17 protein-coding genes and 3 tRNA genes are annotated in these 21,459 nt (G+C 70.9%); 10 read left to right on the top strand and 10 right to left on the bottom strand.

All coding sequences use genetic code 11. The annotated features are described in order from the left end of the window. Positions 1 to 309 precede the first annotated feature (309 nt). The 4 genes from purD (at position 310) to B1H19_RS20095 (ending at position 6,626) form a co-directional block, all read left to right on the top strand. The gene (gene purD, locus B1H19_RS20110; protein ID WP_083106026.1) at positions 310 to 1,596 is read left to right on the top strand and encodes a phosphoribosylamine--glycine ligase; all 1,287 of its coding nucleotides are present in this window, start codon (positions 310 to 312) and stop codon (positions 1,594 to 1,596) included. 430 nt (positions 1,597 to 2,026) lie between these two features. After that, positions 2,027 to 3,889: a hypothetical protein gene (locus B1H19_RS20105; RefSeq protein ID WP_237289855.1), complete on the top strand. Its 1,863-nt coding sequence runs from the start codon at positions 2,027 to 2,029 to the stop codon at positions 3,887 to 3,889. A gap of 223 nt (positions 3,890 to 4,112) precedes the next feature. Further along, positions 4,113 to 5,591, top strand: coding sequence for a N,N-dimethylformamidase beta subunit family domain-containing protein (locus B1H19_RS20100; RefSeq protein WP_083106024.1), 1,479 nt, complete (start codon positions 4,113 to 4,115; stop codon positions 5,589 to 5,591). 120 nt (positions 5,592 to 5,711) lie between these two features. Further along, positions 5,712 to 6,626 (top strand): phosphoribosylaminoimidazolesuccinocarboxamide synthase, encoded by a 915-nt coding sequence (locus B1H19_RS20095; RefSeq protein WP_083106023.1) that lies wholly within the window; start codon positions 5,712 to 5,714, stop codon positions 6,624 to 6,626. A gap of 103 nt (positions 6,627 to 6,729) precedes the next feature. Here the strand turns inward: B1H19_RS20095 and B1H19_RS20090 are convergent. The 8 genes from B1H19_RS20090 to B1H19_RS20055 form a co-directional block, all read right to left on the bottom strand. Then, positions 6,730 to 6,802, bottom strand: a tRNA-Gly gene (locus B1H19_RS20090). 34 nt (positions 6,803 to 6,836) lie between these two features. After that, positions 6,837 to 7,454, bottom strand: coding sequence for a response regulator transcription factor (locus B1H19_RS20085; protein ID WP_083106022.1), 618 nt, complete (start codon positions 7,452 to 7,454; stop codon positions 6,837 to 6,839). Then, positions 7,451 to 8,857, bottom strand: coding sequence for a sensor histidine kinase (locus B1H19_RS20080; RefSeq protein ID WP_203237188.1), 1,407 nt, complete (start codon positions 8,855 to 8,857; stop codon positions 7,451 to 7,453). Before B1H19_RS20080 ends, B1H19_RS20085 begins: the two co-directional genes overlap by 4 nt. 59 nt (positions 8,858 to 8,916) lie before the next feature. Further along, complete coding sequence (locus tag B1H19_RS20075) at positions 8,917 to 9,747, bottom strand: ABC transporter permease (protein ID WP_083106021.1); 831 nt, start codon at positions 9,745 to 9,747, stop codon at positions 8,917 to 8,919. Further along, entirely contained in the window at positions 9,744 to 10,805 is a 1,062-nt protein-coding gene (locus tag B1H19_RS20070) for an ABC transporter ATP-binding protein (protein ID WP_083106020.1), read from the bottom strand. The genes B1H19_RS20075 and B1H19_RS20070 overlap by 4 nt, the downstream gene beginning before the upstream one ends. 304 nt (positions 10,806 to 11,109) lie before the next feature. Then, positions 11,110 to 11,182 (bottom strand) — tRNA-Gly (locus tag B1H19_RS20065). A 90-nt stretch (positions 11,183 to 11,272) separates the two neighbouring features. Further along, positions 11,273 to 11,344, bottom strand: a tRNA-Gly gene (locus B1H19_RS20060). Positions 11,345 to 11,462: 118 nt separating this feature from the next. Beyond that, positions 11,463 to 11,783, bottom strand: a complete 321-nt coding sequence (locus B1H19_RS20055; RefSeq protein WP_083106019.1) for a histone-like nucleoid-structuring protein Lsr2 — start codon at positions 11,781 to 11,783, stop codon at positions 11,463 to 11,465. A gap of 297 nt (positions 11,784 to 12,080) precedes the next feature. Here B1H19_RS20055 and purS point away from each other — a divergent pair, with 297 nt between their 5' ends. The 6 genes from purS to purM all read left to right on the top strand — a co-directional run bounded on the left by purS (position 12,081) and on the right by purM (position 19,441). Continuing rightward, on the top strand, positions 12,081 to 12,344 hold the full coding sequence (gene purS, locus B1H19_RS20050) for a phosphoribosylformylglycinamidine synthase subunit PurS (protein WP_083106018.1): 264 nt from the start codon (positions 12,081 to 12,083) through the stop codon (positions 12,342 to 12,344). Continuing rightward, positions 12,341 to 13,021: a phosphoribosylformylglycinamidine synthase subunit PurQ gene (gene purQ / locus B1H19_RS20045; RefSeq protein ID WP_083106017.1), complete on the top strand. Its 681-nt coding sequence runs from the start codon at positions 12,341 to 12,343 to the stop codon at positions 13,019 to 13,021. Before purS ends, purQ begins: the two co-directional genes overlap by 4 nt. Beyond that, complete coding sequence (gene purL, locus B1H19_RS20040; protein ID WP_083106016.1) at positions 13,018 to 15,267, top strand: phosphoribosylformylglycinamidine synthase subunit PurL; 2,250 nt, start codon at positions 13,018 to 13,020, stop codon at positions 15,265 to 15,267. Before purQ ends, purL begins: the two co-directional genes overlap by 4 nt. Positions 15,268 to 15,554: 287 nt before the next feature. Next, entirely contained in the window at positions 15,555 to 16,352 is a 798-nt protein-coding gene (locus B1H19_RS20035; RefSeq protein WP_083106015.1) for a maleylpyruvate isomerase family mycothiol-dependent enzyme, read from the top strand. Between the two features lie 386 nt (positions 16,353 to 16,738). Beyond that, positions 16,739 to 18,298 (top strand): amidophosphoribosyltransferase, encoded by a 1,560-nt coding sequence (gene purF, locus B1H19_RS20030; protein ID WP_083106014.1) that lies wholly within the window; start codon positions 16,739 to 16,741, stop codon positions 18,296 to 18,298. A gap of 72 nt (positions 18,299 to 18,370) precedes the next feature. Then, a complete protein-coding gene (gene purM / locus B1H19_RS20025) occupies positions 18,371 to 19,441 on the top strand; it encodes a phosphoribosylformylglycinamidine cyclo-ligase (RefSeq protein ID WP_083106013.1) in 1,071 nt (356 codons plus the stop codon). 183 nt (positions 19,442 to 19,624) lie between these two features. On the opposite strand, the gene B1H19_RS20020 is transcribed toward purM, so the two are convergent. Beyond that, positions 19,625 to 19,873, bottom strand: a complete 249-nt coding sequence (locus tag B1H19_RS20020) for a DUF3073 domain-containing protein (protein ID WP_083106012.1) — start codon at positions 19,871 to 19,873, stop codon at positions 19,625 to 19,627. A gap of 337 nt (positions 19,874 to 20,210) precedes the next feature. After that, positions 20,211 to 21,338: a Leu/Phe/Val dehydrogenase gene (locus B1H19_RS20015; RefSeq protein ID WP_107426065.1), complete on the bottom strand. Its 1,128-nt coding sequence runs from the start codon at positions 21,336 to 21,338 to the stop codon at positions 20,211 to 20,213. Positions 21,339 to 21,459 lie beyond the last annotated feature (121 nt).

Below are 21,459 nucleotides of genomic sequence, written 5' to 3'. Positions count from 1 at the left end.
GCGGTGCGCGCGATGGGGGTCCCTCCCAGGCCCTTGGGGCTGTGGGGGAGTACGAGACGGCCGTTGCACGCAGCCCCCATTCCTACCGCCGAACGGTTGGCGTCCCTCGCAAGATCGCCTGATTTCCGCCCAGAAGTGGTGGTGGATCCGGTATAAGGCGACCGGGCGTCTCACCCGAAAGAGTTGCCGCCGAGGGCCTTCGAGGGCCGTTCCCGCAGTGACGGACGGTTTCCGGCCGCCGCGCGGACCTTGTGTGATCAGGAGACGGCCGACGTCCGGCCGTCTGGTGCGTTCGTCTAGGCTGCCCCCGTGAAGGTCCTCGTCATCGGCGGCGGCGCCCGCGAACACGCCCTGTGCCGCTCTCTGTCCCTCGATCCCGACGTCACCGCGCTGCACTGCGCTCCCGGCAACGCCGGTATCGCCGAGGTGGCCGAATTGCACGGGGTCAATGCCCTCGACGGCCAGGCCGTCGCCGAGCTCGCCGCCCGTCTGGAGGCCGACCTGGTGGTCGTCGGCCCCGAGGCGCCCCTGGTGGCGGGCGTCGCGGACGCCGTGCGCGAACGCGGCATCCCGGTCTTCGGCCCCTCGGCCCGCGCCGCCGAGCTGGAGGGCTCCAAGGCCTTCGCCAAGGACGTGATGGCGGCCGCGGCGGTCCCCACCGCCCGCAGCTATGTCTGCACCACCCCGGAAGAGATCGACGAGGCCCTGGACGCCTTCGGGGCGCCGTACGTCGTCAAGGACGACGGTCTGGCCGCGGGCAAGGGCGTCGTCGTCACCGAGGACGTCAAGGCCGCCCGCGCGCACGCGCTGGCCTGCGACCGCGTGGTGATCGAGGAGTTCCTCGACGGTCCGGAGGTCTCCCTCTTCGCGATCACCGACGGTGAGAGCGTCGTCCCGCTCCAGCCCGCCCAGGACTTCAAGCGCGCCTACGACGGCGACCAGGGCCCCAACACCGGTGGCATGGGTGCGTACAGCCCGCTGCCCTGGGCCGACCCCAAGCTGGTCGACGAGGTCATGGCCACCGTGCTCCAGCCCACGGTCGACGAGCTGCGCCGCCGCGGCACCCCGTTCTCCGGGCTGCTCTACGCGGGTCTGGCGATCACCTCGCGCGGGGTGCGGGTGATCGAGTTCAACGCCCGCTTCGGCGACCCGGAGACCCAGGTCGTCCTCGCCCGCCTCAGGACCCCGCTCGGCGGTCTGCTGCTGGCCGCCGCCACCGGCAACCTCGCCGCCCTGCCCCCGCTGCGCTGGAGCGACGACGCCGCCGTCACGGTCGTCATCGCCTCGCACAACTACCCGGACACCCCGCGCACCGGCGACCCCATCGAGGGCCTGGCCGAGGTCGCGGCCACGGACGCCCCGGACGCCTATGTGCTGCACGCCGGTACCAAGCGTGACGAGACGGGCGCGGTGCTCAGCGCGGGCGGCCGGGTGCTGTCCGTCACCGCCACCGGCGCCGACCTGACCATCGCCCGGCAGCGTGCCTACCGTGCGGTCGGCCGGATCGGCCTGGACGGCTCCCAGCACCGTACGGACATCGCCGCCAAGGTGGCGGGAGAGGCCGCCGGGGAGCCCGTGGGGGACGTCGCTCCCTAGGCGGCTCCGTACGCAGGGAGGTCCCGTTTCCCCGCTTGGTTCCCGGCTTTGCCCAAAGCCATTCCATCGAGTGACGACGCCAGGTATCCGCTGACGGAGCCCACACCCCCAACTAGGGTGCCGCGCAAGCGTCCTGCGGTGGCCGCGCCGGAATCCGGCACGGCTACCGTGGCGGCGTCCGGCAAGTGGCTCACCGGCATTGCGATGTCAGTGGCGGGTGCCACAGTGGTGGTGAAGTGAGCTCGCCCCGCGTGAGCCCGAGCGAGCCCGCTTGCCCCGCGCACTGCGCGGTTCACCGTCCGTCCCGTGTTCTCTCCGTCCGGCTCGATCAGGACAGCAGGGGGTGTACAGGCTCGTGGCAAGTCCGGAAACAGGCGTCCTGGCGGCGCGCGCCCGCGCCCTCGCCGTGCTGCGGATCCGCAGCACGGCGATGGCCGTGGCGCTGCTGCCCGCGGCGGTGGCCGTGGTGCTGTACACCGGCCGCGCGACCGGCCATCTCGGCGCGGGCGGCGGCTGGGACACCGCCCGCTGGGCGGCCGTCGGCCTCGCGGTGCCGGCGCTGCTGCTGGCGGCGCTGGTCGCGACCGTCATCGCCCGCGCCAGACCCGCACTCAGCCCGTCCGTGCCGGTCTCCGAGGAGTCGGCCCCCGATCTCTACCGCCTGGTACGCGATCTCGCCGAGCGCCTGGGGGTCCCCGCGCCGTCGGCCATAGCGCTCACCCCCGACTGCGACAGCTGGCTGGAGGACCGTACGCACCGCGCCACCGGCCCGCCCCGTCGCACCGACGGCCGCCGCGAGCCCCAGGCGCCGGTCCTGGTCATCGGCTCGCCGTTCCTGTGGTGGATGCGGGTCGCCGAGCTGCGCGCCCTGCTCGCCCCGGTAGTGGCCGGTACGGGCCCCTCCGCGCACCCCGACATAGCCGCCGCCCGCCGCTTCATCCGGGGCCTGGACGCCGCCGTCGCGGTCTCGTCCCACGCCAAGGGGCCGCTGCGCCGGCTGCCGCTGCGGTTCGTCGGCAAGGTGGCGCGCCTGCTGCTGCGCTCCTGCCGCGATCACGCCATGATCATGGAACGCGGGGTCGCCGCGGCCGCCTCCGAGCGCGCCCAGGGTGTCGACTACGGCCTGCGGATCGTCGCCCAGGAGCAGGTCGGTCTGGCGTACGCGGGCTGGGACCGGCTGCTGACCCGGGTGGCGCTGCCCGCCTGGCGGATGGGCCGCTGGCCCTCGCGGCTGGACGCCGGGGTGGTCTCCGCGCTCACCGAGCTGTCCCGCCGCGACCGCCTCGCCGAGGGCTTCGCCTCCCGGCTCGGGGAGCGCCCCGCCTGCGACCTGCTGGAAGAGCCCGGCGCCATCGACCGCGCCGCCTCCCTGCTGGCCGCCCGGCTCTTCCACGGCGGCCCGGCCGAGCCCGGCCCCGACTGGTCCCCGGTGGGCTGGCAGCAGTACCCGGAGGAGGTCGTGGACCGCAAATGGCGCCTGGAGGCCGCCCGTCTGCACCGCGTCCTGGATGCGCTCCCGGCCGCGGACCTCCCGGCCGCAGACCTCCCGACCGCGGACCAGGCGACGGGCCCAGCGCCCGGTACGGCCGCGGCGACGGCTGCCGGTGCGGCCACGGCCCCCGGCATGGCCTCGGGCACCGCCGCCGCGACCGCCACCGGTACAGCCGCTGTGGCGGGCACGGCCCGCTCCTACGTCCGCACTCCGGCCCGTACGGCCGCCTCCCCCGGCCCCGGGGCCCGCCGGACCGCCGATGCCGCGCTGACCGACGCCACGCCGCCTGCCGCGGGCGCCCCGCCCACCCCCGGCGATCTCGCGGCGGTCGCATCCGGCCCCACCCTCGCCTGGGTCATCGACCGGCTGGCCCGCGACAACCGTGCGGGTGATCTTGTCGCCGCCCGCCTCGGCGCGGAGGTCGCCCGCGAGGAGCGCGAGGAAGCGGCCCGTCAGGCGGCCCGCGGCACCGTCGCGCAGGACGCCGCCGCGGGCGTGGCCTGGGGCGACGGCCTGGCCGAGAGCGGTCTGCCACTCTTCCCGCTGCAACCTCCCCGTACGGGCCGTGAGTTGCTCGCCGACCACCTCACCGCCATGGTGTGCTGTGCGGCCGTCGACACCGCGGGCGCCGCCCCGGGCCTCGACTGGCTGGACGGCCCGGCCCTGCTGGTCGACGGCGCCCGCCGCGCCGACCTGGGCGTTCCGGTGCTCAGCCTGGTGGACGACGGCGACGCCGAACCCCTCCGGGGCTGGCTGACGACGGTCGGCGTACGCCCGGAAAAGCCGGTCCGGCTGGCGTGAGCCGGGGCCTCCCGCCCCCGGCCGCCCCGGCTGAATGTTCCCCATCAGTTCGTGTTTCGGGCCAAGGGCCTCTAAATTCACGACGAAGGGTGACGGAGTGGGTGCGTAATGTGATGTGCTGGGCGTGGGGCCGTCTGCGCACGGCGGGACATAACGCAACCCGCCGGAACGAAACGGCCGTTGTCGTCCGCGGCCATTGGGGGACGCGGGAGGGGAGCGGAAGGTGGGCACGGAACAGATCAGGCGCTGGGAGTCGGGCGCGCTCGCCCACGCGGTCACGGACCCGTTCGGGCAAGGCCCGCTGCCCTGGCTGCGCGGCAGTGAGAACTACTTCGATTCGGGCCGGGTGGTGCCCTGGTACGTCGATCCCGCCGTCGCCCAGGGCGATCTGCGGGTCCCCGCACCGCGCAAGCACAACGGTCCGCGCACCGCCGATGATGTCCGCCGGCAGATCAAGGGCTTCGCCAGTACGGGCGCGGTGGCTCCCGGCGAGGCCATCGACTTCCGCGTCTCGGTCGATCCGCCGCAGCCGTTCAGCATCGACGTCTACCGCATCGGTCATTACTCCGGTGCCGGCGCCTCCAAGATCACCACGAGCCCGCGCCTGGCCGGCATCGTCCAACCCGCCCCGCTCACCGTCGACCGCACCATCTCCTGCCACCACTGGTGGCTCTCCTGGCGCCTCCAGGTCCCCACCTACTGGCAGCTCGGCGCCTATGTCGCCGTGCTGACCACCGCCGACGGCTATCGCTCCCACATCCCGTTCACGGTCCGCGACGACCATCCCGCCGACCTCCTGCTGCTCCTGCCGGACATCACCTGGCAGGCGTACAACCTCTACCCGGAGGACGGCCACACGGGCGCCAGCCTCTACCACGCCTGGGACGAGAAGGGCGCGCTCCTGGGCGAACAGGACGCCGCCACCACCGTCTCCTTCGACCGCCCCTACGCGGGCGCCGGACTGCCCCTGCACGTCGGCCACGCCTACGACTTCATCCGCTGGGCAGAGCGCTACGGCTATGACCTCGCCTACGCCGATGCCCGCGATCTGCACGCCGGCCGCGTCGACCCGTCCCGTTACCGCGGCCTGGTCTTCCCCGGCCACGACGAGTACTGGTCGGTGCCCATGCGCCGCACCGCCGAGCACGCCCGCGACACCGGCACGTCCCTGGTCTTCCTCTCCGCCAACACCATGTACTGGCAGGTCGAGTTGACGCCCTCGCCCTCCGGCCCGGACTCCCTCCTCAACTGCCGCAAGCGCCAGGGCCCCGGCCGGCCCTCCCTCTGGCGCGAGCTGGGCGACCCCGAGCAGCGGCTGATGGGCATTCAGTACGCGGGCCGGGTACCCGAACCGGCGTCGCTCATCGTGCGCAACGCCGACCACTGGCTGTGGGAGGCCACCGGAGCCCACGAAGGCGATGAGCTCCCCGGCCTGGTCGCGGGCGAGGCCGACCGCTACTTCCCGCGCACCGCCCTCCCCGACCACACCCGTCGCATCCTGCTCGCCCACTCCCCGTACCGCGACGGCGAGGGCGCCGTCCGTCATCAGGAGACCTCCCTCTACCGCGCCCCCAGTGGCGCCCTGGTCTTCGCCTCCGGCACCTTCGCCTGGTCCCCGGCCCTCGACCGCCCGGGCCACATCGACCCCCGCGTCCAGCGCGCCACCGCCAACCTCCTGGACCGCATCTGCAAACGGGACTGACGGGCACGGGCCGGGCCGAGGGGCGCCCCGGCCGCCCCGCCCGCCGACCCTGAGGCGAAGATCCGCTGTCGCATACGCGAGAATCGAGGCGACTCCTGGATCAACCTACGCGGAGGCAGCGTGTCCGGTTTCGTAGAAAAGCCCGAGCCCGTGCAGGTCCCGGGTCTCACCCACCTGCACACCGGCAAGGTGCGCGACCTCTACCAGAACGCCGACGGCAACCTGATCATGGTTGCCAGCGACCGCCAGTCCGCGTACGACTGGGTGCTGCCCAGCGACATCCCGGACAAGGGCCGCGTGCTGACCCAGCTGTCCCTGTGGTGGTTCGAGCAGCTCGCCGACCTGGCCCCCAACCACGTCATCTCCACCGACGTCCCGGCCGGCGCCCCGGCCGACTGGGCCGGGCGCACCCTGGTCTGCACCTCCCTGGCCATGGTCCCGGTCGAATGCGTGGCCCGCGGCTACCTCACCGGCTCCGGCCTCGCCGAATACCGGCAGTCCCGTACGGTCTGCGACCTGGCGCTTCCCGAGGGCCTGGTCGACGGCTCCGAGCTGCCCGAGCCGATCTTCACCCCGGCCACCAAGGCCGCCGTCGGCGACCACGACGAGAACGTCTCCTACGAGGAGGTCGCCGACCAGGTCGGCGCCGATGTCGCCGCCGAGCTCCGTCGGACCACCCTCGACATCTACGCCCGGGCCCGCGACATCGCCCGCGAGCGCGGCATCATCCTCGCCGACACCAAGTTCGAGTTCGGCTTCGACGAGCGCCCCGGGGGCGAGAAGGTACTGACCCTGGCCGACGAGGTCCTCACCCCCGACTCGTCCCGCTTCTGGCCGGCCGACCAGTGGCAGCCGGGCCGCGCCCAGCCGTCCTTCGACAAGCAGTTCGTCCGCGACTGGCTGACCTCCCCGGCCGCCGCCTGGGACCGTACGGGCGAGCTGCCGCCGCCCGAGCTCCCGCAGGAGATCATCGACCGCACCCGCGCCAAGTACATCGAGGCATACGAGCGGCTCACCGGCCTGACCTGGTCGTAAGCCGGTCCACCCGCCCCCGGGCCGCCGGGGGCGGGCACCCACGGGCACGCCGAAAGGCCCCGGTCGGTATCACTACCGTCCGGGGCCTTTCGGTGCTTCTCTGAGCGGACGACGAGGCTCGAACTCGCGACCTCAACCTTGGCAAGGTTGCGCTCTACCAACTGAGCTACGTCCGCCTGCCCGCCGCCGAAGCGTGCGGTGCGGGGTCCACTATAGCCAACCCCGCTCGCGTGCGATGCGTGCCGCCGCATGACGATTCTCCGCGGCCAGTTTCGCGGTGGCCGACGAGAGGTAGTTGCGCACCGTCCCCGGCGACAGCGCGGCCCGCTCCGCGATCTCCGCGACCGACGCCCCGGCCTCGGCGAACTCCAGCACCTCCGCCTCCCGCACCGTCAGCGGCGAATCCCCGGCGCTTATCGCATCCGCCGCCAACTCCGGGTCGACATAGCGGTTACCGCCGTGCACGGTACGAATGATCTCCGCCAGCCGCTGCGCCGAGACCGTCTTCGGGACGAACCCCCGCACCCCGGCCTCCAGCGCCCGCTTCAGATGGCCCGGCCGCCCATGGCTCGTCACGATCATGGCCTGGCACCCCGGGACCTCGTCCCGCAACGATGTGGCCACCGCCACACCGTCCGCCCCCGGCATCTGAAGATCCAGCACCGCCACATCCGGCCGGTGCGCCCGCCCCATCGCCCGGGCCTCCGGCCCCGACGCGGCCTCCGCCACCACCAGCAGATCGTCCTCCAGCGACAACAGCGCCGCCATCGCGCCCCGGATCAGATGCTCGTCATCCGCCAGCAGCACCCGAATAACCCGCTCGCTCATCCGTCACTCACCCCGCCTATCGCCCCGTCACCCGCTCCGAGGCCGACACCTGCGCCTACGCCCACACCCGCACCTACGCCGACATCCGCATGGACGCCGACACCCGAGCCCGTGTCGACCAGGCCACCGCCACGGCCCAGGTCGCGGTCCCTCGTCTCGTCGGGCACCGGCAGCTCGACGGTCAGCCGGTACCGGCCACCGTCCCGCGGCTCCGCCGCCAACGTCCCGCCCAGGGGCTCCAGCCTCTCCCGCAGCCCCTTGAGGCCGCTTGCCGGCGAGGTGGGCAGCGCGGCCGACGAGGGCGCTGCGACACCGTCGTTCTCCATGGTCATCACCAGGACGGACCGCTGCGCGTCGACATGTGTCCGGAAGGTGCAGCGACGCACTTCGGCGGCATGCCGCAGCACATTCGTGGTGCCCTCGCGGACGACCCAGCCGAGCGCCGACTCCCTCTCCGGCCCCAGCCGCAGGCCCTCCTCGCCCTCTATCCGGCAGTCCACCCCGGCCGCCCGCAGGATCGAACGCGCACCGGCCAACTCCGCCCCCAGATCGGCCTTCCGGTATCCGCGCACGACCTCGCGCACCTCCCGCTGGGACTCCTGCGCGATCCGCTGCACCTCCACCATCTGATCCACCGCCTCCGGCCGCCCCCGCCGCGCCAGCTGGACCGCCAGCTCGCTCTTCAGGGCGATCACCGCGAGATTCCGGCCCATCACGTCATGCAGATCCCGGCCGAACCTCAGCCGTTCCTCGGCGACCGCGAGCCGCGCCTGGGTACTGCGCGCCGCGTCCAGTTCCCAGAACACCTTGAGCGTCCACCCCGAGGGCCGCCCTATGGCAAAGCTCCACAGACCGGTGCCGACCGCATAGGCGGCGAAGGCCAGCGACCATCCCCACATCTGCGTCAGCAGGCCGCCCAGCGCTGTCAGTACGACGCCCGCGATCCCCAGCGTCGCCATGAACCGCTGCTTGGACACGATCAGGCTGTAGCCCAGGAAGAACGGTGTCACCGCGGCCATCGCCGCAAGCGCCATCATGGGCAGAGCGCCGTTCCTGCCGTGCAGCACCGTGAGCATCATCAGCGCGCACAGCGCGACATCGACGACCACGGTCAGCGCGGCCGAGACCGTCAGCAGCCGACGCGGTGCCGGACCCTTGCCGACGTAGTGCCGCAGCGCATGCCTCAGCACCTTGATCATCACGCATCCCTGCGCCACGCTCCCCGCCAGAGCGACCAGGGCCAGGGCGAGCGACGACGGCCGGTCCTCGGCGGCATCGGCGACCGGCTGGAGACAGCCGAACACCGGCAGCCAGGGAATGGCGTTCAGGGTCCAGCGGAAATACGCATCCACCTGCTGCACCCTGGTGCGTTTCCGCCAGTTCGTCAGAAACCGTCCGATCATGCGCCGCTGCCCCCGTTCACATCCCCGTCGGCGTACGCTCCGCTCGTCGCCGTACGCCGCTAGCGCCGCGGCTCCCAGCGGAACCACCGCTGCACAGCAAACACCGCTATTCCTGCCCACACCAAGCCGACGGCCAGGTGCTTGAGGATCTCTCCGGCACCCGCCCCGCCGGTCCAGCCGGCGCGTATCAGCGCCATCACCGGTGACAGCGGCAGCAGTTCGAGCAGCGAGCCGAGCAGATCCGGCAGAGCGTCCAGCGGAACGACCATCCCGGACCCGCCCAGCGACAGCATCATCAGCGGCAGCACGACCAGCTGGGCGGCCTCGGTCGTCCGGGCCAATGCGGACGACACCGCGGCGAACGCCACGACCACGACCGTCCCGATCAGCACCCCGGCGATCAGCAGATGCGGGGCCTCGGGCAGACCGTCCTTCAGCACCACTCCGCCCAGCAGGACCAGCAGCACACACTGTGCCAGCCCCAGCACCACCGCGGGCAGTGCGGTCCCCGCGAGTATCTCCAGATCCCGCAGCTCGCCGGTGCGCAGTCGCTTGAGGACCAGTTCCTCACGGCGTGCGACATAGGCGCCGGTCATGTTCGAGTAGATGCCGAAGAGCAGCACATAACCGAGCGTCGCGGGCAACAGCGTCGCAGCCACGGAGAGGCCCCTACCCGGCAGGTTCATTCCTCCCAGGGTCTGCCTCATCGCGATCGCCAGCATGACGGGGATCACCAGCATCATGTACAGCGCGGTCTTGTTGCGGCCGAGAAGCGTCAACTCCGCCCGCCCGAGGGCGAGCAGCCGCGCTCCCGCACCGGTTTCCGCACGCACTTCCCCACGTCCTTCCTCGCGCTCGACGGCATCCGCGTCCCATACAGCCGTACTCATGCCGCCGCCCCTTCCGTCTCCCCCGCGCCCGCCAACTCGCCCTGCTCCGCCGCTTCTTTTGCTATGTGCAGAAATGCCTCTTCGAGGGAGGCGGACCGGACATCCAGGCCTTGCAGCGCTATCCCGTTCTCCTGCGCCCACACCAGCACCCCGGTGGCGGCCCGCTGGAGTTGGTCCGTACGCAACCGGACCCTGCGCCCCGCCTTCTCGTGGCCGACGACGCCCAGCTCTCCGAGCGGCGGAAGATCACCGAGTTGGAATCCCTCGGGCAGCTCGAAGGAAATGTGCGAGGGCTGGGCGGCCACTACGTCCGCGACCCGCCCCGCCGCCGCTATCCGGCCGTGATGCAGGATCGCGAGGCGGTCCGCCAGCTCCTCGGCTTCCTCCAGATAGTGCGTGGTCAGCACGATCGTCGTCCCGCCGTCGCGCAGCTCGCGCACCAACTCCCAGGTCTCGTGCCGCGCTTCGGTGTCCAGCCCCGTCGTCGGCTCGTCGAGGAACAGCACCTCGGGCCGCCCCAGCAGCGCCAGCGCAAGATCCAGCCGTCGGCGCTCGCCCCCGGAGAGCTGTTTGACCCGGACGTCCGCCCGCCGCGCCAGCCCCACCGACGCGAGGGCATCGGCGACCGGCCGCGCCCCGCTGGTGCACCCCGCCCACATCCGCAGCGTCTCCGCGGGTGTGAGCTCGGACGGAAAGCCGCCCTCCTGAAGCATCATGCCGATCCGCGGCCGCACCCTGTGCCGCTCGGTGAACGGATCGTGGCCGAGCACCCGCACCCGGCCCGCGGTCGGCGCGGCCAGGCCCTCCAGAAGCTCGACCGTGGAGGTCTTGCCCGCGCCGTTCGTCCCCAGCAGCGCGAACAGCTCCCCGCGCGCCACGGAGAAGTCGACCCCGCGCACCGCCTCAAAGCCATCCCGAGCCCTCGCGCGCCGACCGCGGCCCGCATATCGCCTGCGCAGTCCCGTGACATCGATCACGTTGTCGCCCGCGGCGGGGGTGCCGGCACCCCCGTGGTCGGCACCTCCGCCGCGCTCGCTGTTTTTCTCCCCGTCGTTCATGGCTCCAGCGTTCCGCCGCTTCCGCGCCTTCGGCAGTGCGTCCTGTCATCGCAGCTGATGACAAATGTCAGTTGCGCAAGGCCGGAAGCCGGGAAGGGGATGCCTGGTGAGGAGATGCGTGAGGAGATAGGTGCCAGGAGATAAGGGGTTAGGGGCCACACGGTGACGAGGCACGTGGACGGGGCGCGCGGTAAGAACACGCCGGTAAGCGGCCGGGCCCCGGAAACGGTTCGGGCGGTAAGCGGAGAGCCACCGGAAAACAAAGAAGACCCCGAACCACAAGGGCCGGGGTCTTCTTTCTCTGAGCGGACGACGAGGCTCGAACTCGCGACCTCAACCTTGGCAAGGTTGCGCTCTACCAACTGAGCTACGTCCGCAGGCCTCCACTCGGCTTTCACCGGGTGGCGCGACAGCTACTCTACCTGATCCTTTGGCTTCTTATGACCAGAGACCGACAGAGCAGTCAGAGCGGGTGACAGGGATTGCACACTGCGCCTCCCCCTTGGAAAGGGGGCGCTCTACTACTGAGCTACACCCGCGCGACTCCGTGAGGTCCGGCCTTTCGGCCTCGCCCCTCGGCGTGCTCCAGACTTTAGCTGATCAGTAGGGGTGTTGTGCAAGTCGGCTGCGTGCGGTCGCGGAGTGCCGGCAAGTCGGTCAGTGGTTGGCGGCGTTGAACGCCTCGTAGACCTTCTTGGGGATCCGGCCGCGCGGGGGGACGTCCATCTGGTGGGAACGCGCCCACGCCCGGACCGCCGCGGGGTCGGGGGTCACCGCCGTGCGGTGGTAGGCCTTGCCGGACTTCGCCCGCTTGCGGCCCGCGTCGACGAACGGAGCCAGGGCGGCGCGCAGTTTCTTCGCATTGGCGGGATTGAGGTCGATCTCGTACGACTTCCCGTCCAATCCGAAGGCGACCGTCTCTGCGGCTTCTCCGCCGTCGATGTCATCGGAGAGCGTTACTACCACGCGCTGCGCCACGGATATCGGTCCTTTCGTGCAGCAACCCGCCTTGACATGGGGTGATGCTGCAGATCCGGCTGATTGGGATCAATGCTTTTTCATTTGTACAGCGATGGGCATTGCATTGTGAAGCCCAGTTAATTTTCTCAGCGTGTCCTGTGCAATCCGGACCCTAGATCTTTTCGAGGATTTTTCTCGCGGCGTACTGCGGCCGATACCTGACCGTGATGGGCGGTTCGTATATCTATGCGCGTAGATTTTCGAACACGGTACTGTGAGGACACCGCCTTACGCACCACACCACCGGGAGTGCCAGTGGCACGCGTCGTAGTCGACGTCATGCTCAAGCCGGAGATCCTCGACCCGCAGGGGCAGGCGGTGCAGCGCGCACTGCCACGCCTGGGATTCGAGGGGATCGCCGACGTCCGTCAGGGCAAGCGTTTCGAACTCGAGGTGGAGGGTCCGGTCGACGATGCCGCCCTCGCTCGCATCCACGAGATGGCCGAGACGTTCCTCGCAAACACCGTTATCGAAGACTTCACCGTTCGCGTCGATGAACCCGCCGAGGCCGGATCATGACCGCTCGTATTGGAGTCATTACCTTCCCGGGCACGCTCGATGACCGCGACACCCAGCGCGCGGTCCGGGTAGCCGGGGCCGAAGCGGTGCCGCTGTGGCACCGCGACAAGGACCTCAAGCAGGTCGATGCCGTGGTTCTGCCCGGCGGCTTTTCCTACGGCGACTACCTGCGGGCGGGGGCCATCTCCCGTTTCTCGCCGGTCATGGAGACCGTTATCGAGCAGGCCAGGGCCGGTATGCCGGTCCTCGGTATCTGCAACGGCTTCCAGGTGCTCACCGAGACCCACCTGCTGCCCGGCGCCATGCTGCGCAACAACCATCTGCACTTCATCTGCCGCGACCAGAAGCTGCGGGTGGAGAACGCGAACACCGCCTGGACCACCGACTACGAAGCCGGCCAGGAGATCTCCGTACCGCTGAAGAACATCGACGGCCGGTACGTCGCCGACGAGCGCACGCTCGACATGCTGGAGGCCGAGGGCCGCGTCGCCTTCCGCTACCTGGACGGCAACCCCAACGGCTCTCTCCGGGACATCGCCGGCATCACCAATGAGGCGGGCAACGTCGTCGGTCTCATGCCGCACCCCGAGCACGCCGTCGAGCCGCTGATCGGTACGGGCCGTACCGACGGCCTCGGATTCTTCACCTCGATCCTGAAGAGGCTGGTCAACGCATGACGCTCGATACGGTCAAGCACGCCGCGCAGACCCCGGACGCCGAGCAGCCCTGGGCCGAACTGGGCCTCAAGCAGGACGAGTACGAGCGGATCAGGGAGATCCTGGGCCGCCGCCCCACCGGGGCCGAGCTGGCCATGTACTCGGTGATGTGGTCGGAGCACTGCTCGTACAAGAGCAGCAAGGTCCACCTGAAGCAGTTCGGCGAGAAGGCCCCGGAGAACGATGCCCTCCTCGTCGGCATCGGCGAGAACGCCGGTGTCGTCGACGTCGGCCAGGGCTACGCGGTCACCTTCAAGGTCGAATCGCACAACCACCCCTCGTACATCGAGCCCTACCAGGGCGCGGCCACCGGAGTCGGCGGCATCGTCCGCGACATCCTGGCCATGGGCGCCCGGCCGGTCGCCGTGATGGACCCGTTGCGCTTCGGCGCGGCCGACCACCCCGACACCAAGCGAGTGCTCCCCGGTGTCGTCGCGGGCATCGGCGGCTACGGCAACTGCCTGGGCCTGCCCAATATCGGCGGCGAGGTTGTCTTCGACCCCTGCTACCAGGGAAACCCGCTGGTCAACGCCCTGTGTGTGGGTGTGATGAAGCATGAGGACATCCACCTGGCGAAGGCGTCCGGCACCGGCAACAAGGTCATCCTCTACGGTGCCCGCACCGGCGGCGACGGCATCGGTGGCGTCTCGGTCCTCGCGTCCGAGACCTTCGACGACAGCAAGCCCGCCAAGCGCCCCGCCGTCCAGGTAGGCGACCCCTTCCAGGAGAAGCTGCTCATCGAGTGCACCCTGGAGATCTTCCGCGAGGACCTGGTCACCGGCATCCAGGACCTCGGCGGCGCCGGCCTGTCCTGTGCCACCTCCGAGCTGGCCTCGGCCGGCTCCGGCGGGATGCGCGTCGAGCTGGACACCGTGCCGCTGCGCGACTCCTCCCTCTCGCCCGAGGAAATCCTCATGAGCGAGTCGCAGGAACGGATGTGCGCGATCGTCGAGCCCGGCAAGGTCGACCGCTTCCTGGAGATCTGCGAGAAGTGGGACGTCATCGCCACCGTCATCGGTGAGGTGACGGACGGCTCCCAGCTGGAGATCTTCTGGCACGGCGAGCAGATCGTGGACGTACCGCCGCGGACCGTGGCCCACGAGGGCCCGGTGTACCACCGGCCGTACGAGCGCCCGTCCTGGCAGGACGCCCTCCAGGCGGACGACGCGAACAAGCTGGCGCGGCCGGCGAACGCCGAGGAGCTGCGCGCGCAGGTCCTGAAGCTGGTGGCCTCGCCCAACCAGGCCTCCAAGGCCTGGATCACCGACCAGTACGACCGTTTCGTGCAGGGCAACACCGTGCTCGCGCAGCCGGAGGACTCCGGCATGGTGCGGATCGACGAGGACTCCGACCTCGGCGTGGCGGTGGCCACCGACGGCAACGGCCGTTACGCCAAGCTCGACCCCTACACAGGGGCGCAGCTGGCCCTGGCGGAGGCGTACCGCAATGTCGCCGCCTCCGGTGCGAAGCCGCTGGCCGTCTCGGACTGCCTGAACTTCGGCTCGCCCGAGGACCCGGCCGTGATGTGGCAGTTCGCCGAAGCCACCCGTGGACTGGCCGATGCCTGCCAGACCCTGGGCACGCCGGTGACCGGCGGCAATGTCTCGCTCTACAACCAGACGGGCGAGGTGGCGATCCACCCGACCCCGGTGGTCGCGGTGCTCGGCGTCATCGACGACGTCAACCGCCGGACGCCGATCGCGTTCGCCGACGAGGGTCATCTGATCTACGTCCTCGGCGACACCCGCGAGGAGCTGGGCGGCTCGGCCTGGTCGCAGGTCGTGCACGACCACCTCGGCGGTCTGCCGCCGAAGGTCGATCTGGCCCGGGAACAGCTGCTCGCCGAGATCCTGATCTCGGCCTCCCGCGACGGCATGGTCGACGCGGCGCACGACCTCTCCGACGGTGGCCTGATCCAGGCCCTGGTGGAGTCGTGCCTGCGCGGCGGCAAGGGCGCCCGGCTGGTCGTTCCCGACGGCCTGGACCCCTTCGTGTTCCTCTTCTCCGAGTCGGCGGGCCGCGCCATCGTGGCCGTACCGCGCAGCGAGGAGCTCCGCTTCACGGACATGTGCGGTGCGCGGGGGCTGCCGGCCACCCGGATCGGCGTGATCGACGGCGCGGAGATCGACGTCCAGGGGCAGTTCAGCATCTCGCTGAGCGAGCTGCGGGAGTCGCATGAGGGGACGATTCCCGGGTTGATCGCCTGAGGACGGACCGGCCGGCCCGGTCGGGTGTTGCCTGAGGGCCTCGCTCGTGGGCCTCGTCTCAGGGCGCTGCCCGTTCGCGGTGCCGCTTCCTCCCCCCACCCCCGAACCCCACCCCCGCCCCCTCCCCCAAAGGGGGAGAGGGGGAGGGGGCGGGGGGCACGCCTGAGCCTCCGCGGCAGCGGAGCGGGAGGGGCCGGTGGAGCGGTCGGGAAGTGCGGCGGGCCGGAAGCGAACTTCGGGCTGTGGATAACTCCGTGGGTGTCGTACGGCCGCAGTAGCCTCGGCACATGGCTCCCACCCACAGCAAGTCCCGTACCCGCACGTACGACTCCGCCAAGACCCGTGCCGCCGTGGTCGCGCAGCTCGGCCATGTGCGCGCGGCCGTAAGCGATCTGACGCCTGATCAGCTCGCGCTGCCCACCAGGCTGGGTGGGTGGACGGTGCGTGAGTTGGCGGCGCATCTGTCCATGGGGATCGGCAGCGTGGCGCGCATTCTCAAGGAGCCCGAGCCGCCGAAGGTGGAGGTCACTCTGCCGGAATGGCCGCTCGGCACCGCTCCGTACGCCGCCGGGGTCGACGAGTACACCCGCGCGCTGGCCGCCGACAACGACCCCGCCGAGCTGCTGGACCGCACGGCCGAGGACTTCCTGCGGCTCCTCCCGGAGCAGCCCGGCGAGCGGCTGGTGGCCGCCCGGTCCGGTGCGATGCGGCTGGACGACTATCTGGTCACCCGCTGCATCGAGCTGATCGTGCACACCGACGACCTGGTGGCCGCGACCGGCGTCGAGGTCCCGTACGACCGGCAGGCCCTGGCCACAGCCACGCGGTTGCTGGCCGATGCGCTGGCCGTCAAGGCGCCCGGTGGTTCGGTCGAGGTACGGGTGCCGCCGTTCGCGGTGGTGCAGTGCGTCGAGGGCCCCCGGCACACCCGCGGCACCCCGCCGAATGTCGTCGAGACCGACCCGCTGACCTGGCTGCGCCTCGCCACCGGCCGTACGACATGGGGCGAGGCGCTGGAGGCGGCCGCCGTCAGCGCCAGCGGCGAGCGCGCCGACATCAGCGGGCTGCTGCCGATATTGAGCTGAGGGGAGCCGGTCCGAGGGGCCGCACCGACCCGCAACGACGGCCCGGTGCGGCCCGGACGTGGTCCGGAAACGGCCGGCAATGCGGCGCGTAGCCCCCACGAGCAGCACCGCCTGAAGGCGTCGCGTATCTCACACACTCGCGACGCGACCGAGGCCGATGCGGAGCGGCGTCGCGTCGTACCAAGGGCCGCGCGAGGTGGCACACCCGGCGGCACGCCAGGCGTGCCAAGGGATACGGGGTCCGCATGGCCGGCCGCAGGGGGAGGAATTCCGGCCATGATCACGCGGCAGCGTCAAGCGGGCCTAACGCCGCATTCATGCACTCATCCAGGTTTGCGACCATCCCCGGTTCGGATGAATCCGCGACCTGCCCTAGACTCAGGGACGTGCCACGTGGTGACGGACGACTCAACCACGACCTGCTCCCCGGCGAGAAGGGCCCCCAGGACGCTTGCGGCGTCTTCGGTGTCTGGGCTCCGGGTGAAGAGGTCGCCAAGCTCACCTATTTCGGGCTGTACGCGCTGCAGCACCGTGGACAGGAGTCCGCGGGCATCGCGGTGAGCAACGGCTCCCAGATCCTCGTTTTCAAGGACATGGGCCTGGTGTCCCAGGTCTTTGACGAGACTTCCCTCGGCTCCCTCCAGGGCCATATCGCCGTGGGCCATGCCCGCTACTCCACCACCGGTGCCTCGGTGTGGGAGAACGCCCAGCCGACGTTCCGTGCCACCGCGCACGGCTCGATCGCGCTCGGCCACAACGGCAACCTGGTCAACACCGCCGAGCTGGCCGAGATGGTCGCCGCGCTGCCCCGCGAGGGCGGCCGGGCGACGCAGGTCGCGGCCACCAACGACACCGACCTGGTGACGGCCCTGCTGGCCGGCCAGGTCGACGAGGACGGCAAGCCGCTGACCGTGGAGGAGGCCGCCCCGCGCGTGCTCCCCAAGGTCATGGGCGCCTTCTCGCTCTGCTTCATGGACGAGCACACGCTCTACGCCGCCCGCGACCCGCAGGGCATCCGCCCGCTGGTCCTCGGCCGCCTGGAGCGCGGCTGGGTGGTGGCCTCCGAGACCGCCGCCCTGGACATCGTCGGCGCCAGCTTCATCCGGGAGATCGAGCCCGGCGAGATGGTCGCCATCGACGAGAACGGCCTGCGCAGCAGCCGCTTCGCCGAGGCGCGCCCCAAGGGCTGTGTCTTCGAGTACGTCTACCTCGCCCGTCCCGACACCGACATCGCCGGCCGCAATGTCTACCTCTCCCGGGTGGAGATGGGCCGCAAGCTGGCCGCCGAGGCGCCCGCCGACGCCGACCTGGTGATAGCGACGCCGGAGTCCGGCACCCCCGCCGCGGTCGGCTACGCCGAGGCCAGCGGCATCCCGTACGGCTCCGGTCTGGTCAAGAACTCCTACGTCGGCCGGACGTTCATCCAGCCGAGCCAGACCATCCGTCAGCTCGGTATCCGCCTCAAGCTCAACCCGCTGAAGGAAGTCATCCGCGGGAAGCGCCTGGTGGTCGTCGACGACTCGATCGTCCGCGGCAACACCCAGCGCGCGCTCGTCCGGATGCTGCGCGAGGCCGGCGCCGCCGAGGTCCACATCCGGATCTCCTCCCCGCCGATCAAGTGGCCGTGCTTCTTCGGCATCGACTTCGCCACCCGCGCCGAGCTGATCGCCAACGGTCTGTCGGTCGAGGAGATCGGCAAGTCGCTGGGCGCCGACTCGCTGGCGTACATCTCCATCGACGGCATGATCGAGGCGACCACGATCGCCAAGCCGAATCTGTGCCGCGCCTGCTTCGACGGCGAGTACCCGATGGAGCTGCCGGACCCGGAGCTGCTGGGCAAGCACCTTCTGGAGACGGAGACCAAGGCGCCGACGAAGTCCGATGTGGACGGCGTCCAGTCGCTCACCGCCGGGGTCGGCGGCGCCGACGCGCTGCGGCGCCCGTAAAGCCACGCGAGCGCAGAGCCACCCGAGCCCGGCGAACCGCTCGTACCCACCCGAAACGAAAGTTCTCAGCTCATGTCCGCTGAATCTACCGGTGCCAGCTACGCGAGCGCGGGCGTCGACATCGAGGCCGGCGACCGCGCCGTGGACCTGATGAGGGAGTGGGTGAAGAAGGCCACCCGCCCCGAGGCCGTCGGCGGACTCGGCGGTTTCGCCGGGCTCTTCGACGCCTCCGCCCTCAAGCGGTACGAGCGCCCGCTGCTGGCCTCGGCCACCGACGGCGTCGGCACCAAGGTCGACATCGCCCGCAAGATGGGCGTCTACGACACGATCGGCCACGACCTCGTCGGCATGGTCGTCGACGATCTGGTCGTGTGCGGCGCCGAGCCGCTGTTCATGACCGACTACATCTGCGTCGGCAAGGTCTACCCCGAGCGGGTCGCGGCGATCGTCAAGGGCATCGCCGAGGGCTGCGTCCTGGCGGGCTGCGCGCTGGTCGGCGGCGAGACGGCGGAGCACCCGGGGCTGCTGGGCGCGGACGAGTTCGATGTGGCCGGCGCCGGCACGGGCGTGGTCGAGGCGGACCGGCTGCTGGGCGCCGAACGCATCCGTACGGGCGATGCGGTGATCGCCATGGCGTCGTCCGGACTTCACTCGAACGGGTACTCGCTGGTGCGCCATGTGCTGTTCGACCGGGCCGGGATGGCGCTGGACCGCGAGGTCCCGGAGTTCGGCCGCACGCTCGGCGAGGAGCTGCTGGAGCCCACCAAGATCTACTCGCTGGACTGCCTCGCGCTGACCCGTACGGCCGAGGTGCACGCCTTCTCGCACATCACCGGCGGCGGGCTGGCCAACAACCTCGCGCGGGTGATCCCGGACGGGCTGCACGCCACCGTCGACCGCTCGACCTGGACCCCGGGCCCGGTCTTCGACCTGGTCGGCACGGCGGGCTCGGTGGAGCGCCTGGAGCTGGAGAAGACCCTGAACATGGGCGTCGGCATGATCGCCGTGGTCCCGCAGGAGTCGGCGGAGGTCGCGCTGACCACGCTGGCGGACCGCGGGGTCGACGCCTGGGTCGCCGGGGAGATCGTCGAGCGCGCCGGGCACGCCGAGGCCGTGACCCTGACGGGTGACTACGCGAGCTGAGCAGAACGCGCCCACCGGACCATCGGGCGGCCGCCGCACCCGCGGCGGCCGCCCGTCCGGTTTCACCCCTCGGCGCCGACCGGCCGCCGTCTGCGCAGCACAGAACCCGGCCCCGGGCAAAGCCCAGGACCGGGTCCGTGATGCTGTTCTCGGTGCCGCGTACGCGCTGAAGCGTGCAGAGCGTCAGGCGCGACGACGCTGGTCGGAGGAGTCGCCCTCGTCCTCGTCATCGGCGTTGTAGCGTTCCGCGTAACGGGCGTACGGGTCGTCGTCCTCGTCATCCTCGAACGGCTCTCCGTTCGGCGGCTGCTGGCTCGGCTGCTGTGATGCACCCAGCTCGTCGGCCAGTCGTGAGAGATCCGTCCCACCGCTGCTGTACTTCAGCTGGCGGGCGACCTTTGTCTGCTTGGCCTTGGCCCGGCCGCGCCCCATGGGTCGACCCCCTCAATGACGGGGCTCAGTGGCCCCAGAGTCTTGACACGCGTTCATGATTCAGAGCGGACTCTCGACGGAGAGACCGGCCCGTAGAGCTTTAACGGTACCTGCTTCCGCGGCCATACGGTACGTCGCCCGCATCACCCGCCGCTCGGCATGACCTGCGATCGCTCTGATCCCGCTGGTCAAACGCGATTTTAACCTGTCCTGTACGGCGACCCGCCGACGGGTGGTGAGGGATGTCTCCCCAACCTCCCGCGGCGGGCCGCACAAGGGCAGGTTTTCGGCCAGGAGATCGTTGTTCGTTTTCCGCGCGGCGGCGTTCCCGGGCCGGTCAGGCCCGCTTGCCCTCCTTGGCCTCGGCCATCCGCGCCTCGGCGAGCCGGTCGGCGGCGGCCGCCGGCGGGATGCCGTCGGCCTTCGCACGAGCGAATATCGCCAGCGTGGTGTCGAAGATCTTCGCCGCTTTGGCCTTGCACCGGTCGAAATCGAAACCGTGCAGCTCATCGGCCACCTGGATGACACCGCCGGCGTTCACGACGTAGTCGGGCGCGTAGAGGATGCCGCGGTCGGAGAGGTCCTTCTCGACGCCGGGGTGCGCGAGCTGGTTGTTGGCCGCGCCGCACACCACCTTGGCGGTCAGCGCGGGCACCGAGTCGTCGCTCAGCGCGCCGCCCAGGGCGCAGGGCGCGTACACGTCCAGGCCCTCGGTGCGGATCAGCGCCTCGGTGTCGGCGACGGCGGTCACCTGGGGGTGCCGGGCGAGGATCCGGTCCACCGCCTCGGTCCGTACGTCCGTGATCACGACCTGGGCGCCGTCCTGGAGGAGATGCTCGACGAGGTGGTGGCCCACCTTGCCGACGCCCGCGATGCCGACCTTGCGGCCGCGCAGCGTCGGATCGCCCCACTGGTGCTGGGCACTGGCGCGCATGCCCTGGAAGACGCCGTAGGCGGTCAGGACGGAGGAGTCGCCGGCGCCGCCGTTCTCGGGGGAGCGGCCGGTGGTCCACTTGTTCGTACGGGCGACGACGTCCATATCGGCGACGTACGTGCCGACGTCGCAGGCGGTGACGTAGCGGCCTCCCAGGGAGGCCACGAACCGGCCGTAGGCGAGGAGCAGCTCCTCGGTCTTGACGACCTCGGGATCGCCGATGATCACGGCCTTGCCGCCGCCGTGGTCGAGTCCGGCCAGGGCGTTCTTGTACGACATGCCGCGCGAGAGGTTCAGCGCGTCCTGTACGGCCTCCTCCTCGGAGGCGTACGCATGGAAGCGGGTGCCGCCGAGGGCGGGGCCCAGGGCGGTGCTGTGGATGGCGATCACGGCCTTGAGGCCGCTGTCGCGGTCCTGGCAGAGCACGACCTGCTCATGGCCGCCCTGTTCCGAGCGGAACAGGCTCTGCAGAACGCCGCCGTCGACGCTGACGGAGGCAGGACGTACGTCGGTCACTGTGGTGACTCCCATAAGTCGCGAAGGACGCCCCCCTGCGGGTGGGGAGGGCCGGTTGACACGAGCGTAAGACCTGGAGAGCGCGTTGATCGGCCCCGTAACGGGGATCACCCCCTCGCGGGGGACGGGCATGGGA

This window comes from Streptomyces gilvosporeus, assembly GCF_002082195.1.
In the GTDB taxonomy this organism is placed as follows: domain Bacteria; phylum Actinomycetota; class Actinomycetes; order Streptomycetales; family Streptomycetaceae; genus Streptomyces; species Streptomyces gilvosporeus.
This window is presented reverse-complemented; position numbering and strand designations above follow the sequence as displayed.